Source organism: Chryseobacterium sp. CCNWLW53, from assembly GCF_037083525.1.
Classification (GTDB): domain Bacteria; phylum Bacteroidota; class Bacteroidia; order Flavobacteriales; family Weeksellaceae; genus Chryseobacterium; species Chryseobacterium lathyri.
The window spans coordinates 682,167-703,220 of the sequence record NZ_JBAOJR010000002.1; the positions used below are offsets into that span (position 1 = coordinate 682,167).

18 protein-coding genes and 1 riboswitch are annotated in these 21,054 nt (G+C 37.2%); of the genes, 8 read left to right on the forward strand and 10 right to left on the reverse strand.

Going from position 1 to position 21,054, the window contains the following annotated elements:
- Positions 1-26 precede the first annotated feature (26 nt).
- Genes V6R96_RS08095 through V6R96_RS08105 form a run of 3 tightly spaced genes read left to right on the forward strand, consistent with a single transcriptional unit; the run spans position 27 to position 5,642 of the window.
- Positions 27-1,379: a TolC family protein gene (locus V6R96_RS08095; protein ID WP_111958221.1), complete on the forward strand. Its 1,353-nt coding sequence runs from the start codon at positions 27-29 to the stop codon at positions 1,377-1,379.
- 6 nt (positions 1,380-1,385) lie between these two features.
- A complete protein-coding gene (locus tag V6R96_RS08100; protein WP_111958219.1) occupies positions 1,386-2,447 on the forward strand; it encodes an efflux RND transporter periplasmic adaptor subunit in 1,062 nt (353 codons plus the stop codon).
- Between the two features lie 6 nt (positions 2,448-2,453).
- Positions 2,454-5,642, forward strand: coding sequence for an efflux RND transporter permease subunit (locus tag V6R96_RS08105; protein WP_111958217.1), 3,189 nt, complete (start codon positions 2,454-2,456; stop codon positions 5,640-5,642).
- Positions 5,643-5,717: 75 nt separating this feature from the next.
- Here V6R96_RS08105 and V6R96_RS08110 read toward each other — a convergent pair whose 3' ends face one another.
- Positions 5,718-6,065, reverse strand: coding sequence for a helix-turn-helix domain-containing protein (locus V6R96_RS08110; RefSeq protein ID WP_111958402.1), 348 nt, complete (start codon positions 6,063-6,065; stop codon positions 5,718-5,720).
- A 131-nt stretch (positions 6,066-6,196) separates the two neighbouring features.
- On the opposite strand from V6R96_RS08110, the gene V6R96_RS08115 reads away from it, so the two are divergent.
- The gene (locus V6R96_RS08115; protein ID WP_336378610.1) at positions 6,197-7,144 is read left to right on the forward strand and encodes an NADP-dependent oxidoreductase; all 948 of its coding nucleotides are present in this window, start codon (positions 6,197-6,199) and stop codon (positions 7,142-7,144) included.
- A 266-nt stretch (positions 7,145-7,410) separates the two neighbouring features.
- Here the strand turns inward: V6R96_RS08115 and V6R96_RS08120 are convergent, their stop codons facing one another.
- The 3 genes from V6R96_RS08120 to V6R96_RS08130 form a co-directional block, all read right to left on the reverse strand.
- A complete protein-coding gene (locus V6R96_RS08120) occupies positions 7,411-7,857 on the reverse strand; it encodes a KTSC domain-containing protein (RefSeq protein WP_111958213.1) in 447 nt (148 codons plus the stop codon).
- Between the two features lie 157 nt (positions 7,858-8,014).
- The gene (locus tag V6R96_RS08125) at positions 8,015-9,028 is read right to left on the reverse strand and encodes an HNH endonuclease (protein ID WP_336378611.1); all 1,014 of its coding nucleotides are present in this window, start codon (positions 9,026-9,028) and stop codon (positions 8,015-8,017) included.
- 236 nt (positions 9,029-9,264) lie between these two features.
- Complete coding sequence (locus tag V6R96_RS08130; protein ID WP_336378612.1) at positions 9,265-9,675, reverse strand: helix-turn-helix domain-containing protein; 411 nt, start codon at positions 9,673-9,675, stop codon at positions 9,265-9,267.
- A gap of 225 nt (positions 9,676-9,900) precedes the next feature.
- Between V6R96_RS08130 and V6R96_RS08135 the strand changes: the two genes are divergently transcribed.
- On the forward strand, positions 9,901-10,668 hold the full coding sequence (locus V6R96_RS08135) for an SDR family NAD(P)-dependent oxidoreductase (RefSeq protein WP_336378613.1): 768 nt from the start codon (positions 9,901-9,903) through the stop codon (positions 10,666-10,668).
- Positions 10,669-10,681: 13 nt separating this feature from the next.
- Positions 10,682-11,683, forward strand: coding sequence for an NADP-dependent oxidoreductase (locus V6R96_RS08140; RefSeq protein WP_336378614.1), 1,002 nt, complete (start codon positions 10,682-10,684; stop codon positions 11,681-11,683).
- 56 nt (positions 11,684-11,739) lie between these two features.
- Here the strand turns inward: V6R96_RS08140 and metE are convergent, their stop codons facing one another.
- On the reverse strand, positions 11,740-14,070 hold the full coding sequence (gene metE / locus V6R96_RS08145) for a 5-methyltetrahydropteroyltriglutamate--homocysteine S-methyltransferase (RefSeq protein ID WP_336378615.1): 2,331 nt from the start codon (positions 14,068-14,070) through the stop codon (positions 11,740-11,742).
- Positions 14,071-14,244: 174 nt separating this feature from the next.
- Positions 14,245-14,431, reverse strand: a riboswitch (cobalamin riboswitch).
- Between the two features lie 155 nt (positions 14,432-14,586).
- On the opposite strand from metE, the gene V6R96_RS08150 reads away from it, so the two are divergent.
- The gene (locus V6R96_RS08150; RefSeq protein ID WP_111958203.1) at positions 14,587-15,048 is read left to right on the forward strand and encodes an Lrp/AsnC family transcriptional regulator; all 462 of its coding nucleotides are present in this window, start codon (positions 14,587-14,589) and stop codon (positions 15,046-15,048) included.
- Between the two features lie 58 nt (positions 15,049-15,106).
- Here the strand turns inward: V6R96_RS08150 and V6R96_RS08155 are convergent, their stop codons facing one another.
- Positions 15,107-15,571: a carboxymuconolactone decarboxylase family protein gene (locus V6R96_RS08155; RefSeq protein WP_336378616.1), complete on the reverse strand. Its 465-nt coding sequence runs from the start codon at positions 15,569-15,571 to the stop codon at positions 15,107-15,109.
- A 105-nt stretch (positions 15,572-15,676) separates the two neighbouring features.
- Here V6R96_RS08155 and V6R96_RS08160 point away from each other — a divergent pair, with 105 nt between their 5' ends.
- Positions 15,677-16,123 (forward strand): Lrp/AsnC family transcriptional regulator, encoded by a 447-nt coding sequence (locus tag V6R96_RS08160; protein ID WP_336378617.1) that lies wholly within the window; start codon positions 15,677-15,679, stop codon positions 16,121-16,123.
- A gap of 90 nt (positions 16,124-16,213) precedes the next feature.
- On the opposite strand, the gene V6R96_RS08165 is transcribed toward V6R96_RS08160, so the two are convergent.
- From V6R96_RS08165 to V6R96_RS08180, 4 genes are all read right to left on the reverse strand, one after another.
- Complete coding sequence (locus V6R96_RS08165) at positions 16,214-16,978, reverse strand: hypothetical protein (RefSeq protein WP_336378618.1); 765 nt, start codon at positions 16,976-16,978, stop codon at positions 16,214-16,216.
- 271 nt (positions 16,979-17,249) lie between these two features.
- Positions 17,250-17,906, reverse strand: coding sequence for a DUF2306 domain-containing protein (locus tag V6R96_RS08170; protein ID WP_111958195.1), 657 nt, complete (start codon positions 17,904-17,906; stop codon positions 17,250-17,252).
- A 60-nt stretch (positions 17,907-17,966) separates the two neighbouring features.
- Positions 17,967-18,548: a GDP-mannose pyrophosphatase NudK gene (gene nudK, locus V6R96_RS08175; RefSeq protein WP_111958193.1), complete on the reverse strand. Its 582-nt coding sequence runs from the start codon at positions 18,546-18,548 to the stop codon at positions 17,967-17,969.
- Positions 18,549-18,702: 154 nt separating this feature from the next.
- Positions 18,703-20,955 (reverse strand): excinuclease ABC subunit UvrA, encoded by a 2,253-nt coding sequence (locus V6R96_RS08180; protein WP_336378619.1) that lies wholly within the window; start codon positions 20,953-20,955, stop codon positions 18,703-18,705.
- Between the last annotated feature and the right edge of the window lie 99 nt (positions 20,956-21,054).

Below are 21,054 nucleotides of genomic sequence, written 5' to 3' on the forward strand. Positions count from 1 at the left end.
TAAAAAAATAAACGAAGTATAAAATTATGAAAAGAAAACGTATAACTGCTAAAAAGCTAAAAATTGGGATAGCTGCAGCATTTATGATTTTCGGCTTTTCATCCGTATCTGCCCAGCAGCAGGTTTCTTTACAGGAAGCCATCAAGCAGGCACTGCAAAATAAGGCAGAAGCCAAAAAAGCGGCATTACAGATCAAAAAAGCTGAATATAAAATTGATGAGGCCAGAGCTGGAGCTTTACCGCAGATAAGTGCTACTGCAGGGCTAACTTACAATCCGGTTATTCAGGAATCTTTGCTTGAATTTGGCGGTGAGAGAATCAGAGCACAGCTGGGACAGCCATGGAGCTCAACGGCTTCTGTACAGCTTCAGCAGGCAGTATTTGATCAAAGAGTTTTTACCGGTCTTAAAGCGGCAAAATCTACCAGAGAATTCTATGTTTTAAATGCTCAGTTAACGAACGAACAAATTATTGAAAATGTAGCAACAGCTTATTATCAGGTTTTTGTTCAGGAAGAGAATCTTAAAACGGTTGAAGCCAGCTACGCCAATACGGAAAAAACGAGAAATGTAATCAAGAGCCTGGTTGATAATGGTTTAGCAAAAGCCATCGATTTAGATCGTACCAATGTTCAGTTGACAAATATCGGTTCAAATAAGCAGCAGCTAATCAATTCCGTTGAACTTTCAAAAAATGCTTTGAAGTTTTATATGGGAATTCCGATTTCTACGGATATCGAGCTTGAAGAGAAAACAATCGAGCCAAGACCTGAATTGATAGCAAGCAATGTAAACCTGGACGACCGTACAGAAATCAAAGTCTTAAACAAAAACAGAGAACTTCTGCAGTTTAACAAAAAAGCTACGGAAGCTTATTTATACCCGACAGTGAATCTGGTTGCCAATTACGGCTGGGGAGGACAAGGTAGAAAATTCCCTCTTACCAATGGGATTAACAACGGAGTTCTTTGGAGCGATTATTCAGCGATAGGTTTGAATGTGAACATTCCTATTTTCACCGGGGGAGCTACCAAAGCTAAAATCAATCAGGCAGAAATTGATATCCAGGATTTAGATTTAGATATCCAAAATACCCAGCTGAGCTTAAGTTTAGATTATAAAAATGCAATTACCAATATGGAAAATGCATTAATCAATATTGAGAGTATGAAAGATAATGTAGGATTGGCAGAAAGAGTTCAGAAAAATACTCAGGCCAACTATCAGTATGGTCTGGCAACGCTTACAGAGGTTTTAGATGCTGAAAATGCTCTTACCCAGGCGAAACAGAACTATGCAAATGCTTTATTAGATTACAAACAGGCGGAAATAAAATTAATCAAGGCTAAAGGAGAATTAAACACACTACAAAACCCGTAATAAACTATGAAAAAAACCTTAATATATATCATCGTCGCAGCAGTACTTATTGGTTTAGCCGCATATAAAATCGCTGATAATAAGAAGAAACAGGAAACAGAAGTAAAAGAAGTTGCTAAACAGGTGGATAAAATCAACGTAAATGTTGTCACTGTTGCAAGAGAAAATATTGACACAGACTATACTGCCAACGGAACTTTCATTCCAAAGCAGGAAATGAATCAGTCTTCCGAAATCGCCGGACGTATTGTAAGCGTTCTGGTAAAAGAAGGATCAAGAGTTTCTGCAGGACAGACTTTGGCTGTGATCAAAAAAGACGCAATCGAAGTGGATGTTTCTCAGGCTCAAAATAATTTGCAAAATGCGATTATTGATAACCAACGTTACGAAAATGCTTTCAAAACCGGAGGTGTTACCAAACAGCAGGTTGATAACTCAAGGCTGCAGCTGAAAAATGCACAGGCAGCCGTAAGAGCTCAGGGAGTAAGAGTAAATGATACCAGTATTCGTGCAGGGATCAGCGGAACAATCAATAAAAAGATGGTAGAGCCGGGAACAGTGGTTTCCGTGGGAACTTCCATGTTTGAAATTGTTAATATCAACAGCTTGAAACTTTCTGTATTGGTGGATGAAAGCCAGGTTGGAAGAATTCAGTTGGGCCAGGAAGTTCCAATTAATGTAAATGTTTTACCTGGAGAATCTTTCAGCGGAAGAATTACCTTCATTGCTCCTAAAAGTGATGCTTCTTTAAATTTCCCTGTTGAAATTGAAGTTCAGAACAGAGGAAACCTGAAAGCGGGTATGTATGCAACAGCTTTGTTCAAAACCAATCATGGTGCTGAAACCCAGAATATGCTGACCGTTCCTGCAGAAGCTTTTGTGAACGGAGTAAGTTCAGGACAATTATTTATCGTAAGTAACGGAACGGCTAAACTGATCAAAGTACAAACCGGAAAAGTATACGGTGACAAAGTTCAGATCTTAAGCGGACTGAATGGTGGTGAACAGGTAGTTACCAGCGGACAAATCAACCTTGATAACGGTTCAAAAATCAATATCGTAAAGTAACAGAAGATGAAGTTAGCAGAAATATCCATTAAAAGGCCGTCCCTTGTTATCGTATTGTTTACGATACTTACACTGGGTGGTTTATTAAGTTACTCCATGATGGGGTACGAGTTGATTCCAAAGTTTGAAACCAATATGGTAACCATTTCTACGGTATATCCGGGAGCTTCGCCTGCTGAGGTGGAAACTTCGGTAACCCGAAAAATTGAAGATGCTGTGGGTTCCCTGGAAAACGTAAAAAAAGTTGAATCTTCATCTTACGAAAGTTTATCGGTTATTATGGTTCAGCTGAATACCGGTGCCGATGTAAACTATGCTTTGAATGATGCACAGAGAAAGGTAAATGCTATTCTGGCAGACCTTCCGGACGATGCAGATCCACCTTCTTTGCAAAAATTCTCACTGGATGATCTTCCGATCATGACTTTGAGTATTTCCAGTGACAAGCTTAATAATAAAGATCTTTATGACCTTTTAGATAAAAAAATAGAGCCTATTTTTTCCCGTGTAAATGGTGTGGCTCAGGTTGATCTTGTAGGAGGCCAGGAGAGAGAGATTCAGGTCAACTTAGATGAAAAGAAAATGCAGGGTTATGGTATTGCCATTGCAGATGTCCAGCAGGCCATTCTTTCATCCAACCTGGATTTCCCGACGGGGGCTTTGAAGACCAGAACGTCAAGATCTACGATCAGACTTTCCGGGAAGTATAAAAGTGTAGATGAGATGAATAACCTTGTGGTTTCCAATAAAGATGGAGCTCAGGTTCGTTTGTCAGATATTGCAACCGTTTTCGATACTCAAAAAGATGTGGAGAAAGTGGCAAGATACAATCAGAATTCAACGATTTTACTTCAGGTTAAAAAACAGTCTGATGCCAATGCGGTCTCCGTTTCAGAAGCTATTCAGAAAACAATTGCTGATGTTCAGAACAACTATAAAACCCAGGCAATTAAAATCAATATTGTAGATGATACCACAGACTTTACACTTGAAGCTGCAGACCACGTAATTTTCGATTTATTCCTAGCAATTATCCTGGTAGCAGTAGTTATGTTATTGTTCCTTCATAACATCAGGAATGCATTCATTGTAATGGTTTCTATCCCGATGTCATTGATTGCAACGGTAATCGGGATGTATCTGATGGGATATACCTTAAACCTGATGAGTTTACTAGGACTTTCATTGGTGGTTGGTATTCTTGTGGATGATGCGATTGTAGTTTTGGAGAACGTTTACCGTCACATGGAGATGGGTAAAAGCAGAATCCGTGCAGCGTATGATGGTGCTTCAGAAATTGGATTTACCGTAACGGCTATTACCCTGGTAATTGTAGTGGTATTCTTGCCAATCGCGATGAGTTCGGGGCTGGTATCTGATATCCTGGCGCAGTTCTGTGTCACCGTGGTTATTGCAACATTATTCTCATTATTAGCTTCATTCACTATCATTCCTTGGTTATCTTCAAGATATGGTAAGTTGGTACATTTAACGGGTAAAAATCCTTTTGAGAAATTTATCCTTTGGTTTGAAAAGCAATTGGAAAAATTCACGCACTGGATCACAGGAATTTTGGAGTGGGTGCTGAAATCTTCATTAAGAAGAATCATGACCGTGATCGTAACGTTCATTATCTTGATTTCTTCATTCATGTTGGTAGCATTTGGGTTTATCGGGGGTGAATTTTTCCCTAAAATGGACAGAGGACAGTTCCTTGTTCAGATGGAATTACCAAAAGATGCTTCCGTAGAAAAAACCAATCAGATTACGTTAGCGGTTGAAAGGTACCTTAGAAATGATAAAGATGTTGTAGATATGATCACCACAGTTGGTCAGCAGTCATCAGGATTTGGTGGAGCGCAGGCTACCTTGTATCAGTCAGAAATTCAGGTGATTCTTGTAGATAAATCTGAGCGTAATGAAAGCACAGATATCAAGTCTGCAAAAATCAAGAGAGCGCTGGAAGAAAAATTCACAGGAGTTGAATTTAAAACGGCACCGATCGGATTAATGGGAGCAGATAATGCACCTATTGAAATGGTGGTAACGGCTCAGGATAACGAAACAGCCAATAAGGAAGCGAACAGAATTCTTGAATTGCTTAAAAAAGTTCCTGGTTCTGTAGATGCAGAATTATCAACTGACTCTGGAAATCCGGAAGTTCAGGTGAATATCGACAGAGATAAAATGTCATCTTTAGGCTTAAATCTTTCCAGCGTAGGACAAACGATGCAGACTGCATTCAGTGGAAATACAGACGGAAAATTCAGAGCCGGAGAATATGAATATGACATCAACATCCGTTTTGGTGATGCCAACAGACAATCCATTGATGATGTAAGAAACCTGATGTTTACAAACCCTCAGGGAGAGCAGATCAGATTGAGTCAGTTTGCTGACGTAAAAATGGGTTCAGGACCGAGTTTATTGGAACGTAGGGATAAATCGCCTTCTGTAAAGGTAAAATCTAAAGTAGTAGGTCGTCCTGTAGGAGATGTTGCCAACGAATGGGCCGCTCAGTTTATGGATAACGAAAAAACCAAACCGGCAGGCGTAAGCTATATCTGGAGTGGTGATATGGAAAACCAGACCGAAGGTTTCGGTACCCTAGGAATTGCATTGATGGCGGCTATCGTATTGGTATACCTGGTAATGGTTTCATTGTATGATTCATTTGTATATCCGTTCGTGGTATTATTCTCCATTCCGCTGGCATTGATCGGGGTAATGGTTATTCTTGCCATCACCGGAAATTCATTAAACATCTTTACGATGCTGGGGATGATCATGTTGATTGGTTTGGTAGCGAAGAACGCGATTATGATTGTCGACTTTGCGAATATGAGAAAAGCAGCAGGTGCGAATACGCATGATGCACTGATTCAGGCGAACCACGCACGTCTTCGTCCGATCCTGATGACAACGATTGCGATGATCTTCGGGATGATCCCGATTGCAATTGCAAAAGGAGCAGGAGCAGAGATGAACAACGGATTAGCCTGGGTTATTATCGGTGGTTTGACATCATCATTATTCCTGACGCTGATCATTGTACCGGTAGTATATTCATTATTTGATTCAATTCTCAGAAGAATGGGTAAACATGAAAAAGTAGACTACGAAGCTGAAATGAAAGCTGACTATGTACACAAAGAACTAAGTGAAGACGGATATACTCCTAAACACATAGACTAAGATATTAGCCTTAATTAACCGAAAAGCGCCTCAGATCTCTGAGGCGCTTTTTAATTTTAGGACAATTACCTTATATTAAATTATCTGTTTAGCTTTGTGTTTTTCTATTTGCTCATTTCCCCAGATTCTTAAATAGTCAATGAAAGGGATGAGCTGCTGGCCAACTTCTGTTAAAGAATATTCTACTTTTGGCGGAACTTCGTGATATACTTTCCTGTTGATAAGGCTGTCATCCTCCAGTTCACGCAAAGTCTGGGTAAGCATTTTCGGGGTAATATCTGAGAGCGTTTTCCGCAATTCGCCGTAACGCATAATAGCTTTTACGTGCAGATACCATAAGATTCTTCCTTTATATTTTCCGCCAATTCTTCTAAATGCATAATCTACAGGACAGGAAGGCTCGTCGATTAAATATTTTTTCATGATTTTTATTAAAATTAATATATTGATAATCAGCAATAGTATACTTTTGGTTTGTAGAGTACAAAAAAGTGCATACTTGCCTGTAATATAGCATTAATTTACTTTTGTTTTGACCTTAAAGTAAAAATATAATGAAAACAATTATTTTAAATGAAGCAGGAGGTGTTGATAAGCTTCAGCTGACTGATACAGAAAAACCCCAAATAAAAAGTAACGAAGTATTAGTAAAAGTAAAAGCAATAGGAATCAACCCGGTTGATGTAAATGCCAGAGCATATGATGGTGTTCTCAGTTGGATATATGGTGATATAAGACCGGTGGTCTTAGGCTGGGATATTGCAGGTGAAGTGAGTGAGATAGGAGAAAATATAACCGATTTTAAAATTGGGGACAGAGTTTTCGGAATGGTAAACTTTTTCGGGAACGGAAAAGCCTATGCAGAATATGTGGCTGCTCCTGAAAGTCATCTGGCCCTGATTCCTGACAATCATACATTTGAAGAGGCTGCAGCAGCTACTTTAGCAGCGGTAACAGCTTACCAGGCCTTGGTGGATGTTGCTAAAATTAAGAAAAACGACAGGGTTCTGATCCATGCTGCGTCAGGAGGAGTTGGCCATTTTGCAGTACAGATCGCTAAATATTTTGGAGCTTATGTGATAGGAACTTCCTCCGCAAATAATAAGGAATTTGTTCTGTCAATGGGTGCGGATGAGCATATTGATTATACCCAAAAAGACAGCCTCGATATTGCTAATGATATAGATATTGTTATCGATACCATTCAGGGAGAAACCCTGTTGAAATCAATTGATGTGGTGCGTTCCGGAGGAATTATTGTAACATTGCCTTCGCCTGAAATTCCTCAAAAAACTCAGGATAAAGCGGAAAAACAGGATATTAATCTTGAATTCATGATGGTGGCCTCCAAAAAAGAAACGATTCAGTCCATTGCTGGCTTACTTGAGAATAAATCCCTGATTCCTCATATCCATCGAACTTTTTCTTTTGAGGAAATGGCTAAAGCCCATCTGGAAATGGAAACAAAAAGGGTAGTAGGTAAAATAGTGGTCACACTATAAAACTGAAAGTATCTTTTCGGGAGTCCGGATCTCAATTAATTAAAGCGCATTAGATTTCTGATGCGCTTTACGTTTCCTTAATCAAATCAATCTTTGATTGATTCCTTCTTTGCATCCTTCTTATGAAGTATAATAATTAATCCTTTGCGTCAAAAAAATCCTGAAAGTATACATTTCAAAAAGATGATCGTTTAATTTCTTTAATCATAAAAAAAGGCTTCCAGAATGAACTGAAAGCCTTCGCTTATTTATTGTTATACAGAAAATTAATCTGCCATAGCTTCGCCAGCCTTTCTGTAGATAAAACTACCGTAGATATGTCTTCTTGCAAAACGGCTTGGAGAATCGGAATTCACCATTTTAATATATGTATTTTTCGGAACTCCAAGGTATTCATACATGTTTCCATTCAGGTGTTGAACTTTCAAAACTGCTTTTTCAAGGTAAAAATCCTGAATATTGGATTTTGTAATCGTTTCAGTATATTCTTCCTTATATTTTTCCTGTGTTTCCGGGTTGATGCTCACCAGAAAGTGATAGGCTTCAATGATAGACTTGCTTTTTTCCTCTGCTTCCAACTTTCCGGCTTCGTCATTGGCAAATTTATCAGGATGCGTATCTTTCATTGTATTCCTGTAAATGGTCTTTAATTCCTTTAAAGTAACGGTTTTATCAACTTCAAGAAGCTTTCTGTATTCGCCTAATTTTTTCATAACTGTAGAATCCTTATTTCGGGGTGCAAAATTAAGGTTTTTAATTGAGAAACTGTAAGTTTTTGATTAGTAATTTGTTTTGAAGGCAATCGGTTGGAATAAATTACATAAAGAACTAAAATAAATATTATACTATCGGTATAATCTTGTGGCCGTTTTATATATCAAAAACATTTTCAAAATGGTGTTTAAGGGAATCTTGATTTGGATAATCTTCACTTCTCTTAGGCAAATTAATTTTTACTCCATGTAATTTAGCATAATATTCATCGTTAATTATTTTGTTGCTAACTTGAATAAGATAATTATTAGGATTAATACTAATTAGTCCCAAATCAAATAACGTATGAATATCTGAGCGTAATAAAAGCCCATTAGGTATTTTATCAGTATCGGAGCCTCTAAAAGAATATATATGCGCTGCTTCTAACATTTCTACAATTTCACAATTTGTTACGGCACATTTTTTATTATAAGTATCAATAAGTTTTTTCCTAAACAGTTTTTGACCTCTCCTCGCATGAATTTGAATAGCAATTTTTTTTCTGTCGTCTTGAATATTATTTAAATTAAAATATTCTATTTCATTTTCATTAATTGTAGAGTTCAAATAATTTTTAATTTGAAGATGTTGTGAGTGTTTTGTCAATTTTAGATTATATAGACATAGACTCAATGATGTTTTAATATGATTTTCTAATTCGACTTCGTTTTCTAACTTGTAATAAAAATCTTTTGGATTTTCATACACATTATTATATTTGGTTTTTTCACTTCCTCCGTCAATGTCTAAAATCGGAATATATTTTCCTTTTTTTCTAACCACAATATTTAAACTTCTAGAATTAGTTTTTGATTCTGCACAACCAACTACAGCTCCTTTCCCTAGTTTATCAAAGCAAATCGCAACATATATTCCGTCCGATACTTTTTGCCCTGGAGGAAGAATGCAAACATGAGTTATATTTGGAAAATTAGCAGCTCCCTTAGATATTTCTACTGTAAAATCAATACCTTCAAATTTTTTATACCTTTTATGCAGTTCATCTTTTAAATTACTAAGAGCAATTTTAACATCATGTAGAATCGGATTGTCAGTTCTAATAGCAGAACCTTTGATTATAGGATTTTTTTGACGAAATTCGCAAATTTGATTAAAATATTTAGTCATTCATTTTTTTGTCTAAACTAAATTTTTTTTTAATTAATAGCAAATGCTATGAATATTATCAATTAATTGCGTTTAATGCGATTATTTATTAGAAAGAAAGTTGGGATTTAAGAATAGTAGATTTATAGTTAATGATTCTTCAGTTTCTCGTCCGCTATATTAACAGGCAATTCTTAGATCATCCGCCAACGTGATCAGCACAGGAGCCTCAAGTTGTACATGAAATCCTCCGAAGCTTATAGTCCACTCAGCCCCTTAATATGTTTATTTATAAAAGCTTCTTTATCCTTTTTTACTTCTTTTAACATCATTTTCTGGTCTTCCGGAATGTCAGAATATTTTTCGGCCCATAGATTAACTTCAATCAGGACAGGGAGTAGATCAATACCTTTTTGGGTGAGTTTGTATAACACTTTAGCCTTACTTTCCGGATGGTCCAGTTTGATGATGAGCTTGTTTTCTTCCAGCATGAGAAGGCGGGAAGCCAGAATATTGGTTGCTATTTTTTCTTCGGATTTTAAGAAATCTCCATAAGTGCACTGTTTGGCATACATCAAGTCTCTTATAATAAGCAGTGACCATTTATCTCCCCAGATATCCAGTGAGCAGCTGATAGGACAATCTGATCTCTTTTTTGAAATTGACATAAAATAAATTTAATAATTAAAAAAAAATAACTTGCATTTTAAAAGTTATTGTATAAATTTGTACTTGTAAAATGCAAGCGAATTTAACAAATTAATTTTACAATACAATGAAAAATACTCTTTTTAACTCTTATAGTAATATCCATTTAGATCGAAACAATCTTCTGATAATAAGAAGAGCAGATCGTCTGACAAAAAGAGGGGTTTCATTTTAAATAGAGTATCATGGAATTAAAAGGAAAAACAATTCTGATAACAGGAGGAGCTTCAGGAATAGGGCTGGAAGCAGCGAAGCAGTTTTTAAAAATAGGTGCGAAGGTTATTATTACAGGCAGAAGTAAGGATAAACTTGATGCTGCAAAAAAACAGTTTCCAAATCTCATTGCCATCCAAAGTGATGTATCTGTTGCTGAAGATGCTAAACTACTTTTTGATAAAGTTTCAGAAATGGGTGGGATTGATATTTTGTACAACAATGCCGGCGTTGGTGCGGCGCCCATCAATTTGGGAATTCCCACCGAAAAACATATCGAAAATGCTGTATACGAAATGGAAGTTAATTATTTAGGGGTAATACGTTTAAATAATCTTTTTCTGGAGATGCTGAAATCAAGAAAAGAAAGTGCTATTATCAATACCACTTCCATCCTGAGCTATGTACCGTCATTTCTTGAAGCTACCTATTCGGCTTCTAAAACGGCGCTGGCATTTTACACCCAATCACTCAGAGAACATTTACGGATTATCGATAGCAAAATCAGGATATTTGAATTACTTCCTCCGGTTGTGGATACGGAAATGACTGCCGCAAGGAAAGATAAGAAAATGACACCGGAAGAACTCGTAAAAGGTTTGATTTTAGGATTACAGAAAGATCAATATACAATTCGGATAGGTGATACAAAACTGGTTTATTTTCTGCACAGATTTTTTCCTAAATTCACATTTGGTTTAGTAAACCCTAAGAGATCAGAACAATACCTTAAACCATAAATAAGCTCAAATTATGAAATCATACGGTATCAATCGTTATAAAAAAGACAGTGCGCTTCAACTTATCGATCTGCCTGAACCCGTTGTCAAAGAAAATGAGGTTTTAGTTCAGATTTATGCAGCAAGTGTCAATCTCCTGGATTCTAAAATAAAAAGCGGTGAATTTAAACTCATTTTACCTTATAAAATGCCGTTGATTTTAGGTCATGATGTGGCAGGAGTCATCACAAAAGTAGGTTCAAAAGTAAAAAGCTTTAAAGTAGGGGATGAGATTTATGCAAGGGTAGCAGATTTTCATATAGGGACTTTTACAGAATTTATTTCTATTAATGAAAAGGATGTGGCTTTAAAACCTAAAAACCTGACAATGGAAGAGGCGGCCTCAATTCCTTTGGTGGGTTTAACGGCTTGGCAGGCTTTGATTGAGAAATCTAATGTTCAGGCCGGTCAGAAAGTTTTTATTCAGGCCGGATCCGGTGGTGTAGGGACTTTTGCTATACAGCTGGCAAAATATCTAGGGGCAACGGTTGCTACTACTGCCAGTGAAAAAAGCTTCGAACTTTTGAAGAGCCTTGGTGCAGATGTACTAATCGATTATAAAACACAAAATTTTGAAGATATTCTGATGGATTATGATGCAGTGCTGAATAGCCAGGACAGCAAAACCCTGGAAAAATCATTCAATATCCTGAAATCAAAAGGAAAAATTATTTCAATTTCCGGTCCGCCAACACCTGCATTTGCAGATGAACTTAACCTGCCTTGGTATATAAAATTGGTGACAAAATTGTTGAGCCGTAAAATCAGAAAAAAGGCGGATAAGCAAAATATTAATTATTCTTTTCTTTTCATGAAAGCTGATGGAAAGCAATTAGCAGAAATTACAAAATTGATAGAAGCAGGAAAAATAAAACCTGTCATCGACAAAGTTTTTTCGTTCGAAAATACAAATGAAGCAGTGAAATATGTAGAAAGTGGCCGTGCAAAAGGAAAAGTAGTCATAAAGATGCTATAATTTTTTTGAGCAAAACAAAAAAAAGCAGGAGCTTAAAAACTCCTGCACAAATCCTATTATTTAACTAAATTTCCTTCTTTATCAAAAGTTTCTGCTGCTTCTTTTGAAGCTTCCACCATGGCAATCAACGCCTTTTCTGTTTCATCCCAATGGCGGGTTTTCAAACCACAGTCAGGGTTTACCCAAAGCTGCTGTGCTGGAATAACGGCTTGCGCTTTTTTCAGCAATTCAACCATTTCTTCTTTTGACGGAACCCTGGGTGAATGAATATCGTAAACCCCCGGACCAATCTCATTCGGATATTTGAAATCTGCGAAAGCATTCAACAGTTCCATCTGGCTTCTGGAGCATTCTATCGTAATCACATCGGCATCCATATCGGCAATATTCTCGATGATATCATTAAATTCAGAATAGCACATATGCGTATGAATCTGTGTTGCATTCTCCACACCGGAAGATGAAATCCTGAAGGCTTCTACAGCCCATTCAAGATATTGCTGCCAATCGGATCTCCTGAGCGGAAGCCCTTCTCTGATAGCCGGTTCATCAATCTGTATGATTCTGATCCCTGCTTTTTCCAGATCATTCACCTCATCACGGATTGCCAGTGCAATCTGTTTACAGGTAAGAGAACGAGGCTGGTCATCACGTACAAAAGACCATTGAAGAATCGTTACGGGGCCGGTCAACATTCCTTTTACCCATTTTTGAGTTAAAGATTGGGCATATTGGGACCAGTAAACCGTCATTGGATGCGGACGGTGAACGTCACCATAAATCACCGGAGGTTTTACGCATCGGCTGCCGTAGCTTTGAACCCATCCGTTTTGAGTAAAAGCAAATCCGGAAAGCTGTTCCCCGAAATATTCTACCATATCATTTCGCTCAAATTCTCCGTGAACCAGCACATCAATACCTATCTCTTCCTGCCAGCGGATGGTTCTTTCTGTCTCTTTTTTAAGAAGATCATCATATTGTTCAGCGGTCAGTTCCCCTTTTTTAAATTTTGATCTCCATGTCCTTACTTCCTTAGTTTGAGGAAAAGAGCCAATCGTTGTCGTAGGAAATAAGGGAAGCTGTAGAACTTTTTGCTGCTCTTCTTTCCTTATGCTGAACGGGCTGTTTCTCTTTGCATCATCTTCAGTTGTTACATCCGTACGGTCTTTTACTTCCTGATTGTGGATCAAAGCTGAGATTTTACGGGTGTCAATTGCTTTTTTATTTTCGGCATACTGTTGCAGAGCCTGGTAATCTGCCTTTCCGGAAGCAAGCTTTTTCAAGGTAACAATTTCATCAACTTTTTGTTTGGCAAAAGCCATCCATTGCTTAATTTCAGGAGATAATGTTTCTTCATTCGTCTCCAATTCAAGATCAAAAGGAGAGTGAAGCAGAGAACATGAAGGGGCAATAAAAACCCTGTCTGAACCAATGGTGCTGACCGCTTTTTCTATAAAGCCTAAAGATCTTTCAAAATTATTTTTCCAGATGTTCCGTCCATCTACAATACCTAAGGATAGACTCAATGTTTGAGGAATGGTACGTAAAACTTCATCCAGCTGTTCAGGACATCGTACCAGATCGATATGCAGGACATCTACAGGAAGTGAAGCTGCTAATGAAAGGTTGTCTTTTAAACCTTCAAAATAAGTAGCAAGAATAAATGTAAGATTCGGGAACTGTTTTCTGATTTCAGCATAAACAGATGGGTAGATTTCTCTTGCTTTTTCAGTAAGATCCAGACCTAAAAAAGGTTCATCAAGCTGAATCCATGTGGCACCATGGTTTTCCAGTTCTTTTAAAATTTCGATATATACCGGAAGCAGATTTTCTATGAGGTCCAGTTTATCAAACCCGTCTTCTTTCTCTTTTCCCAGAAGAAGATAGGTAAGAGGGCCTAAGATCACAGGCTTGGCATTTATTCCGGCTTCTTTTGCGCTGATGAATTCACTGATGATCTTTTTGGAAAATAATCCGAACTGCTGGTTCTTCTGAAATTCAGGAACGATATAATGGTAATTGGTATCAAACCATTTTGTCATTTCCATGGCGGTAATGTCGAGGCCGTCTTTCTGGTAGCCTCTTGCCATGCCAAAATATAGATCAAGCTCAGAATTGGATGCTCTTGAGGCAATTTCTTTATAGCGTTCGGGAATTGCTCCCACAGCTAGAGTCATGTCCAAAACCTGATCATAATAAGAAAAGTCATTGCAGGGAATAAGGTCAATTCCTGCTTCCTGCTGCATTTTCCAGTTCTGCCGGCTAATGGTTTTCCCGGTTTCCAGTAATTCGTTTAATGATGTTTTGCCTGACCAATACTGTTCGCAGGCTTTTTTGAGTTCTCTGTGGCGGCCAATACGCGGGCTGCCAAGAATGTGCGTTTGCATGTTTTTAAACTTTTAATTAGACAATTAGGATTTTAAAGGCTCTTTTAGATGCTCCGCAATGCTGTTTGGAAAGAATTTTAGGATATAAATGGATACAGTGAGGACGTAATTTCCCGGTAATGCAGGGACGTTCAAAGTATCATCTATATGAGCTGAAGCTTCAGACCGCGAAAGCATTGTCAATTCAGAATAGGCAGGTCTCCTGACTTGTAACAGTTTTTATCATCCTTCCCGCTTCTGGCAGTGGATATACTTGGATAAAAACCTTTGTCGTGTTACTTACAGTTGCGCGACAGCTCGTGATTCTCACACGATTCCCTATTAATCTACGTTATGTAAAACCTATTCTGTTTGATGAAGTATGTTAAAGAACAAAATCTATGTCAAAGGTATTGATTAAAGTGAATTGATTGGTTAATTTGTAAAAATTAGGAATATTATTTTGTTTTGGTCTTATTTTAAAGTTAAAAATTCTGTAAATTTGAAAAACATAAACCTCAAAAAGAATATTATTCTGTGGAAAGACTTGACGAAAGGGATCTTCAATTGCTCAGAATCCTGCAAAAGAATGCTAAATTGACTGTAAAAGAGATTGCAAAAGAAGTCAATCTTTCACCTTCACCTGTTTTCGAACGGATGAAAAGACTTGAGCAGGAAGGATATATCAAGCATTATGCAGCTGTACTGGAAGCAGAAAAGCTGAACCGCGGGTTTACTGTTTTTTGCCAGATTAAACTTAAAATCCATGACCGTTCTGTAGGAAATCAGTTTGTTGAAGATATCTTACAGATTGATGAAATTGCTGAATGCTATAATATTTCAGGAGATTTCGATTTTCTCCTGAAAGTTCAGGTAAGAGATATGAAACATTACCAGGACTTTGTGTTCAATACGCTGGGTTCATTAGATTCTATAGGAAGTGCACACAGCACTTTTGTGATGGCCGAGGTTAAAAATATTCACGGAGTAAGTATTTAAAAATAAAAGCAGCACCCATAGGATACTGCCATTATAATTTTTTAAATCATTACATTTTTCAATCTTTAAATAAAATTAACTGCTCCATTCTCACTACTGCATTTTGTTGATATTCTTCAGTCAGATTAAATATTTTCCCCAGTTTTTGGGAAGCACTGATAAAACTGATAAAGGTGCAGAGCTCCGAAATTTCTTTTTCGGAAAAGAATTCTCTCAACATGCTGAAATGGCTCTTGAGTATGGAACGGTGATCTTTAGAGAATAGCTCTGCGAAGCTTACAGTTACGGAAATTTTAAGATCTGACTGGCTGAAATCGGGTCTTCCGCCTTTTACCATGCAGTATTCACAGCCATTGCCAAATGCAAGTGTTCTTCGGATCTGTTCCAGTAAATCAGAGTCTAAACTTGTATTTTTAAAGAAAGTCTCTTCAAGTCTGTTCCAGTGGTATAGTATTTCAGGGTTATGGCCAATAAGTTTTTCAAATGGTGTATTTCCATTGTCTGAAAATTCAATTGTTGTCATATTTTTTTATGTCAAATTTCTGTCAAATTCATGTAGTTATAAAATGGATTTAATGGTTAAATTTTATAATTTTGATTATTTCTACTGATTTAATCTAAAAATACAATGAAAATAGTTTTAGACGATTTTGATTATAAAATCTTACGGTTACTGACTGAAAATTCCAGGTTAAGTTATGCTGAAATAGGGCGTAACATCTCCCTTTCTCAGTCTGCTACAAAAGAGAGAGTACAGAACCTTACCGATACCGGTGTTATCAAAAGTTTTACAGCAGATATTGATTATGGCCGTCTCGGATATAGCCTGAGAGTCATTATTCATCTGAAGTTTAAAAATGATGAGTTTAAAATATTTATTGACCACCTGAAACACTTCCCCGAGATCATCAGCTGTAAAAGAATCACAGGAGAATACTGTCTCATTGCTGAATGTGTGTTAAAAGACAGTGCCCACCTTGAACATATTATTGACAGGCTGTTAAAATTTGGAATTCCTTCCACATCAGTACAGCTGTCTGAAATAAAAGCGAATCATTTTTTTCAGGCTCAATAAGAGAAATTTCTTACGGAAACAAAAAAAAGCACCCGAAAACGAATGCTGACTGATTTTTAAATCATTAAATTTTTCAATCTTTAAATAAAATTATGGCTCATCACAGTCCTGTTTCAGCTTGGTAAAGATCTTATCAAACTTTTCATAGAGCGCTCCCTCATCATTAGGATCTGGTCTGAAACTGCCGTTGGCACAGTTGTAGAAGCCGAAACCAATTAATTGAATCAGTGCATAATCATCTTTCTTCGGATCGTTGAATTGAGCCTTGAACCTATCTATTACAGATTGTGGATCAGCATTATCTTTGCTTTTGGTTTCAACAAAGTTTTTCCAAACGGTGTACATTTTCTGTTTGTCCGGAGAAGAAACAGCATCAATATATTGTTTGCAGGTATTGTAATATTTGCTATTTTTAAGTGATGCAGGATCAGAGTAGGCGATAAGCTCTTCTTTTTTCAGTTGATATTCATTTTCAAAAGTCTGAATGGTTTCCTGGTGAAGCTTTTTCCAGTCGGGAAGATTAATAACTTTAAGGTTATACAGCTGGCTTTTCTTTTCCTGATACTGTTTTTCCAATTGTTGCAGATAAATGTTTTTATTTTTTCGGATATCTTCAAGATCCGAAAGTTTAAAGACCGCATGATTGTCGAACAAACCACTGTTGAATTGATATAGGAGCTTATAAATCCCGTCTATTTCCTCTTTTTTATATTTTCCAGGATCAAAATATCCTTTATTATCGCAGTTGAAAGTCTGGTAAGGGTAGAGTACCAGATTGTTGTTCTTACTGCTTGTTTTCTGTCCGAAGACTGCTGCAGAAAGAGCCAATGAAAGTGTAAAAAGTAATTTTTTCATATATTTTGTTATAAGCTTTATTCGGAAATATTCTGAACCTGAGTTTAATCTAGAGATTTTATTATGTTTTTTAATTTTAAAATAATAGTTTTGACATAAATTAATATCTATGGACTCGGGCTTTGTTTTTTTTATTTTTACTTTACTGATCCTGGCTGGATTATCTTATCTGGTGATGCGGTTTTTTAACCGTTGGACATCAAAATCTCAGCACAGAATAGTCTTGAATGGTTTGATCTTCATTGTGTCCTATGCATTGTTGCTGTTTATCTCATTTATTATTTTGACGATGAACGTAAGTTTTGAGAGATAATGCTTGGCTTCTGATAATAAAATAAGCTGCTGCAAGATTGAGAATCAGGGAAACCCAGACATTCAGTCCATAAAACAGCTCATAATCATGCAGATTTTCCTGATAGAACAGATTCTTTATAATCCTGAAAGTGATAGCTGTGGTGGTAACTGCATAGCTTAGGATCATATATTTTTTGTGCCCTGCAATATTCCCTTTTTTAATGAAGAGAACGGCAGCAATCGTAAAATAAGCCCAGAGAATATCCTGAAGCATAAACCCTGTAATCCCGATGATTCCACCATTTGAAAATAATCCCAATACAAAACATGCCGGAACATTGATGATCAGAATATTGTAAACATAAATCTTTCCTATCCATCTGTGAAGTGCTGTGTTTTCACTTAAAAACCGGTTTGAAAACTGAGTGAGTCCAGCCAATAAACAAAGCGTGACTGAAAAAATGTGAATGTAAAAAAATGTTATCCAATAGGGATTACTGACCACTTTCTGTTTAAACATGAGAAAACCCACATTTTTATCAAAACCTGTATATTGGGAGATCGTTTTCAGCATCAGAATACTGAAAATAAAGATGGCTACGGCAGCAAATATCCTGATGATCCTAATTGTCATCCTTTTAAAATAGTTTTAGCAATAGGCGGCTAGAAGCATGTTTCACACCGTTTGTTATTTCTATACAATACTTTTGATGCGTAAATGCTGCAGAAGCATGATGGTTTTTGCATCCATGATTTCTCCGCTGTCTATCATGGTAAGGGCATCATTAAAAGGAAGTTCTAAAACTTCAATATGCTCTCCCTCTTCTTCGAGTCCTCCACCGTTTGCGATCTTCATTTCAGAAGAATATTCAGCGATAAAGAAATACAGGATTTCCGTTACGGAGCCAGGAGACATATAGGCTTCGAACACTTTTTCCACCTTAGAAATTTTATAACCGGTTTCCTCTTCCGTTTCTCTTTTTATACAGTCTTCGGGGTTATCATTGTCCAAAAGGCCGGCGCAGGCTTCAATAAGCATTCCTGTGGCATTTCCATTGATGAAAGTAGGAAGCCTGAACTGCCTGGTTAAGATCACAGTACCTGAAATCTTATTATAAAGGAGGATAACCGCTCCGTTTCCTCTGTCGTAAGCTTCTCTGCTATGGGTTTCTGTGGTTCCGTCCTTTTTTATAATGTTGTAAGTGACTTTATTAAGTGTATACCAGTTGTCTGATAAAATTTCTGTTTTAAGAATAGTAATGTTAGGATTCTGCATGGGAATATCTTCTCTATTATATTTAATGATGTGGGTCTGATAGGCCTTATATATAAATGCTAAATTAATATTTCTTTTTCAACAAGCCCTTAAATTTCCCTTAAAATCAGAGAATCTTTATCGCAAAATAAACAGTAAGCAGCCATTTCAGCTTCTATTGACCTCGAAGGTGCTTCTTTAAATATACGGAAGTTGCAGAATGCTGTGCTGATAAGAGGTCTTTCACGGTTCCTTCAAATACAATACTGCCGCCCAGTTTTCCGGCTCCAGGACCGATATCAATAATCCAGTCTGCCTGAGCGATGATGTCCAGGTTATGTTCAATAACGATTAAGGTATTCCCATTATGTATCAGTTCATCAAAGAAAGAAAGCAGCTTTTCATTATCAATAGGATGAAGGCCTGTGCTGGGCTCATCCAAAACAATAATCTTATCTGTACGGTTCAGCTCTTTGGTCAGTTTTAAACGCTGTCTTTCACCTCCGGAGAAGCTGTCCAGCCGCTGCCCCAGAGTCAGATAATCCAGTCCTAATTTAATCATTAGACTGAGTTCATGCTCAAATCCGGGTCCGGGAAAAAACTGCAGGGCTTCCAGAACGGTCATATTCATGATATCAGCGATATTTTTACCCCTGTATAGATATTGTAAAACTTCAGGTTTATACCCTGATCCGTGACAGACTTCACAGGGCTGTTCAATATCATCCATAAAAGCAAGGTCTATTTTTTCCACGCCCAATCCCCTGCAATTGGAACAGGCGCCTTCACCGTTGCGGCTGAAAAGCTTTTCAGAAACATTATTGGCATTGGAGAAAAGTTTTCTGACAGTATTTGACAGATTGAGATACGTTAACAGATTTGAACGGATACTGGCTGTAAAAACAGATTGATCTACTACGGTTACCGGATAGGATAAGGGTAAAACTTTATTGATCAAAGTGCTTTTCCCTGATCCTGCCACACCGGTTACAACATTCATGATGCCTGTAGGTATTTTTACACTCACATTTTTTAAGTTATGAAGATGAGCATTTTTAATTTCAAGATAGCCTTTTGCTGATCTAGGGACGTTATTATAAGTACGGGCTTTGTTAAAATAATCGGCTGTTTTACCTTTTGCATTTTTTAAATGATTAAAAGTTCCCTGATACATAATTTCACCGCCGTTTTTCCCCGAATCAGGTCCCATATCCACAATAAGATCGGCTATTTTGATGAGATCCGGGTCATGTTCAACAATTAAGACGGTATTGCCTTTATCCCTTATTTTTTTGATGATATCTACAATATGGTCAATATCTTTAGGATGGAGGCCGATACTGGGTTCATCAAAAATATACAGCAGATCCACAAGGCTGTTTCCCAGCTGCTTTACCATTTTTATCCGTTGGGATTCCCCTCCTGATAGCGTGTCAGTTTGTCTGTCCAGGGTCAGATACTGCAAACCTATATCAATTAGGTTCTGAAGCTTTTTTATCAACTCATTAATTATAGAAGAATATATTTCAGATGACAAGCTCTGAATAAAAAGGAGAAGTTCATCAATGGAGAGTGAGGTACAGTCTGCAATGCTTTTATCTTCAATCTTACAGGACAGAACTTTTGAATTGAGCCGTTTCCCCTCGCAAAGCGGACATGGTTTAGTAATTATGATTTTTTTTAAAGTATCTTTTCGCGTAATATTCTCTTTAGAATCCTTTTTCAGAAATGAACTTTCAATTCTGGGAATTACGCCTTTATACCGGACTGTTTTTCCCCATTCTTTGGTCGGATTTTTGGGAATATGTTCTTTGGCATTCAACAACATTTCCCATTCTTTTTCTGTGAAGTCTTTAAGCTTTTTGTCATTGTCAAAATACCCGGAATAAATATAACGTGTCAGCCGCCAGCCTCCGGGCTGAAATGTGGGAAACCGTATCGCGCCTTCATTCAGTGATTTGTTTCTGTCAAAAAGAGTTTCCGTATTCACGGTCTGCACATATCCTAGGCCTTCACATTCAGGACACATCCCCTGAGGATTGTTGAAAGAAAACACATTGGAATATCCCACAAATGGTTTACCTATCCTGGAAAAAAGTAGCCGGAGGGAGGCATAAATATCGGTTGCTGTTCCCACTGTTGAGCGTGCATTTCCTCCCAGCCTTTTTTGATTGATGATAAAAGGGACATTAAGGTTTTCGATTTTTTCAACATTCGGAACTCCAAAATACTGTAAGCGGTTTCTTATGAAACTGTTTTGGGTCTCATTAATCTGGCGTTGGGCTTCGGCACCTATCGTTTCAAATACCAACGATGATTTTCCGGATCCTGAAACTCCTGTGAAGACCGTTATTTTATTTTTTGGAATGCGTAATGAAATATTTTTCAGATTATTCTGTCTTGCGTGAGTGATGATGATTTCTTTCATAATAATTCATTAACTTTGTTAATAGTTAACTAAGTTAAGTATTTTTATGGAAATAGAAAAGAATCAATTTTTTAATACGTTTACTGATCTTCAGTGTTT

Coding starts and splice junctions, on each gene's coding strand:
- V6R96_RS08100 (WP_111958219.1), top strand. CDS start 1,386: ATGAAAAAAACCTTAATATATATCATCGTCGCAGCAGTACTTATTGGT.
- V6R96_RS08170 (WP_111958195.1), bottom strand. CDS start 17,906: ATGACAATTAGGATCATCAGGATATTTGCTGCCGTAGCCATCTTTATT.
- metE (WP_336378615.1), bottom strand. CDS start 14,070: ATGCAAACGCACATTCTTGGCAGCCCGCGTATTGGCCGCCACAGAGAA.
- V6R96_RS08095 (WP_111958221.1), top strand. CDS start 27: ATGAAAAGAAAACGTATAACTGCTAAAAAGCTAAAAATTGGGATAGCT.
- V6R96_RS08110 (WP_111958402.1), bottom strand. CDS start 6,065: ATGAAAAAATATTTAATCGACGAGCCTTCCTGTCCTGTAGATTATGCA.
- V6R96_RS08130 (WP_336378612.1), bottom strand. CDS start 9,675: ATGTCAATTTCAAAAAAGAGATCAGATTGTCCTATCAGCTGCTCACTG.
- V6R96_RS08180 (WP_336378619.1), bottom strand. CDS start 20,955: ATGAAAGAAATCATCATCACTCACGCAAGACAGAATAATCTGAAAAAT.
- V6R96_RS08160 (WP_336378617.1), top strand. CDS start 15,677: ATGAAAATAGTTTTAGACGATTTTGATTATAAAATCTTACGGTTACTG.
- nudK (WP_111958193.1), bottom strand. CDS start 18,548: ATGCAGAATCCTAACATTACTATTCTTAAAACAGAAATTTTATCAGAC.
- V6R96_RS08125 (WP_336378611.1), bottom strand. CDS start 9,028: ATGACTAAATATTTTAATCAAATTTGCGAATTTCGTCAAAAAAATCCT.
- V6R96_RS08115 (WP_336378610.1), top strand. CDS start 6,197: ATGAAAACAATTATTTTAAATGAAGCAGGAGGTGTTGATAAGCTTCAG.
- V6R96_RS08140 (WP_336378614.1), top strand. CDS start 10,682: ATGAAATCATACGGTATCAATCGTTATAAAAAAGACAGTGCGCTTCAA.
- V6R96_RS08120 (WP_111958213.1), bottom strand. CDS start 7,857: ATGAAAAAATTAGGCGAATACAGAAAGCTTCTTGAAGTTGATAAAACC.
- V6R96_RS08155 (WP_336378616.1), bottom strand. CDS start 15,571: ATGACAACAATTGAATTTTCAGACAATGGAAATACACCATTTGAAAAA.
- V6R96_RS08165 (WP_336378618.1), bottom strand. CDS start 16,978: ATGAAAAAATTACTTTTTACACTTTCATTGGCTCTTTCTGCAGCAGTC.
- V6R96_RS08105 (WP_111958217.1), top strand. CDS start 2,454: ATGAAGTTAGCAGAAATATCCATTAAAAGGCCGTCCCTTGTTATCGTA.
- V6R96_RS08135 (WP_336378613.1), top strand. CDS start 9,901: ATGGAATTAAAAGGAAAAACAATTCTGATAACAGGAGGAGCTTCAGGA.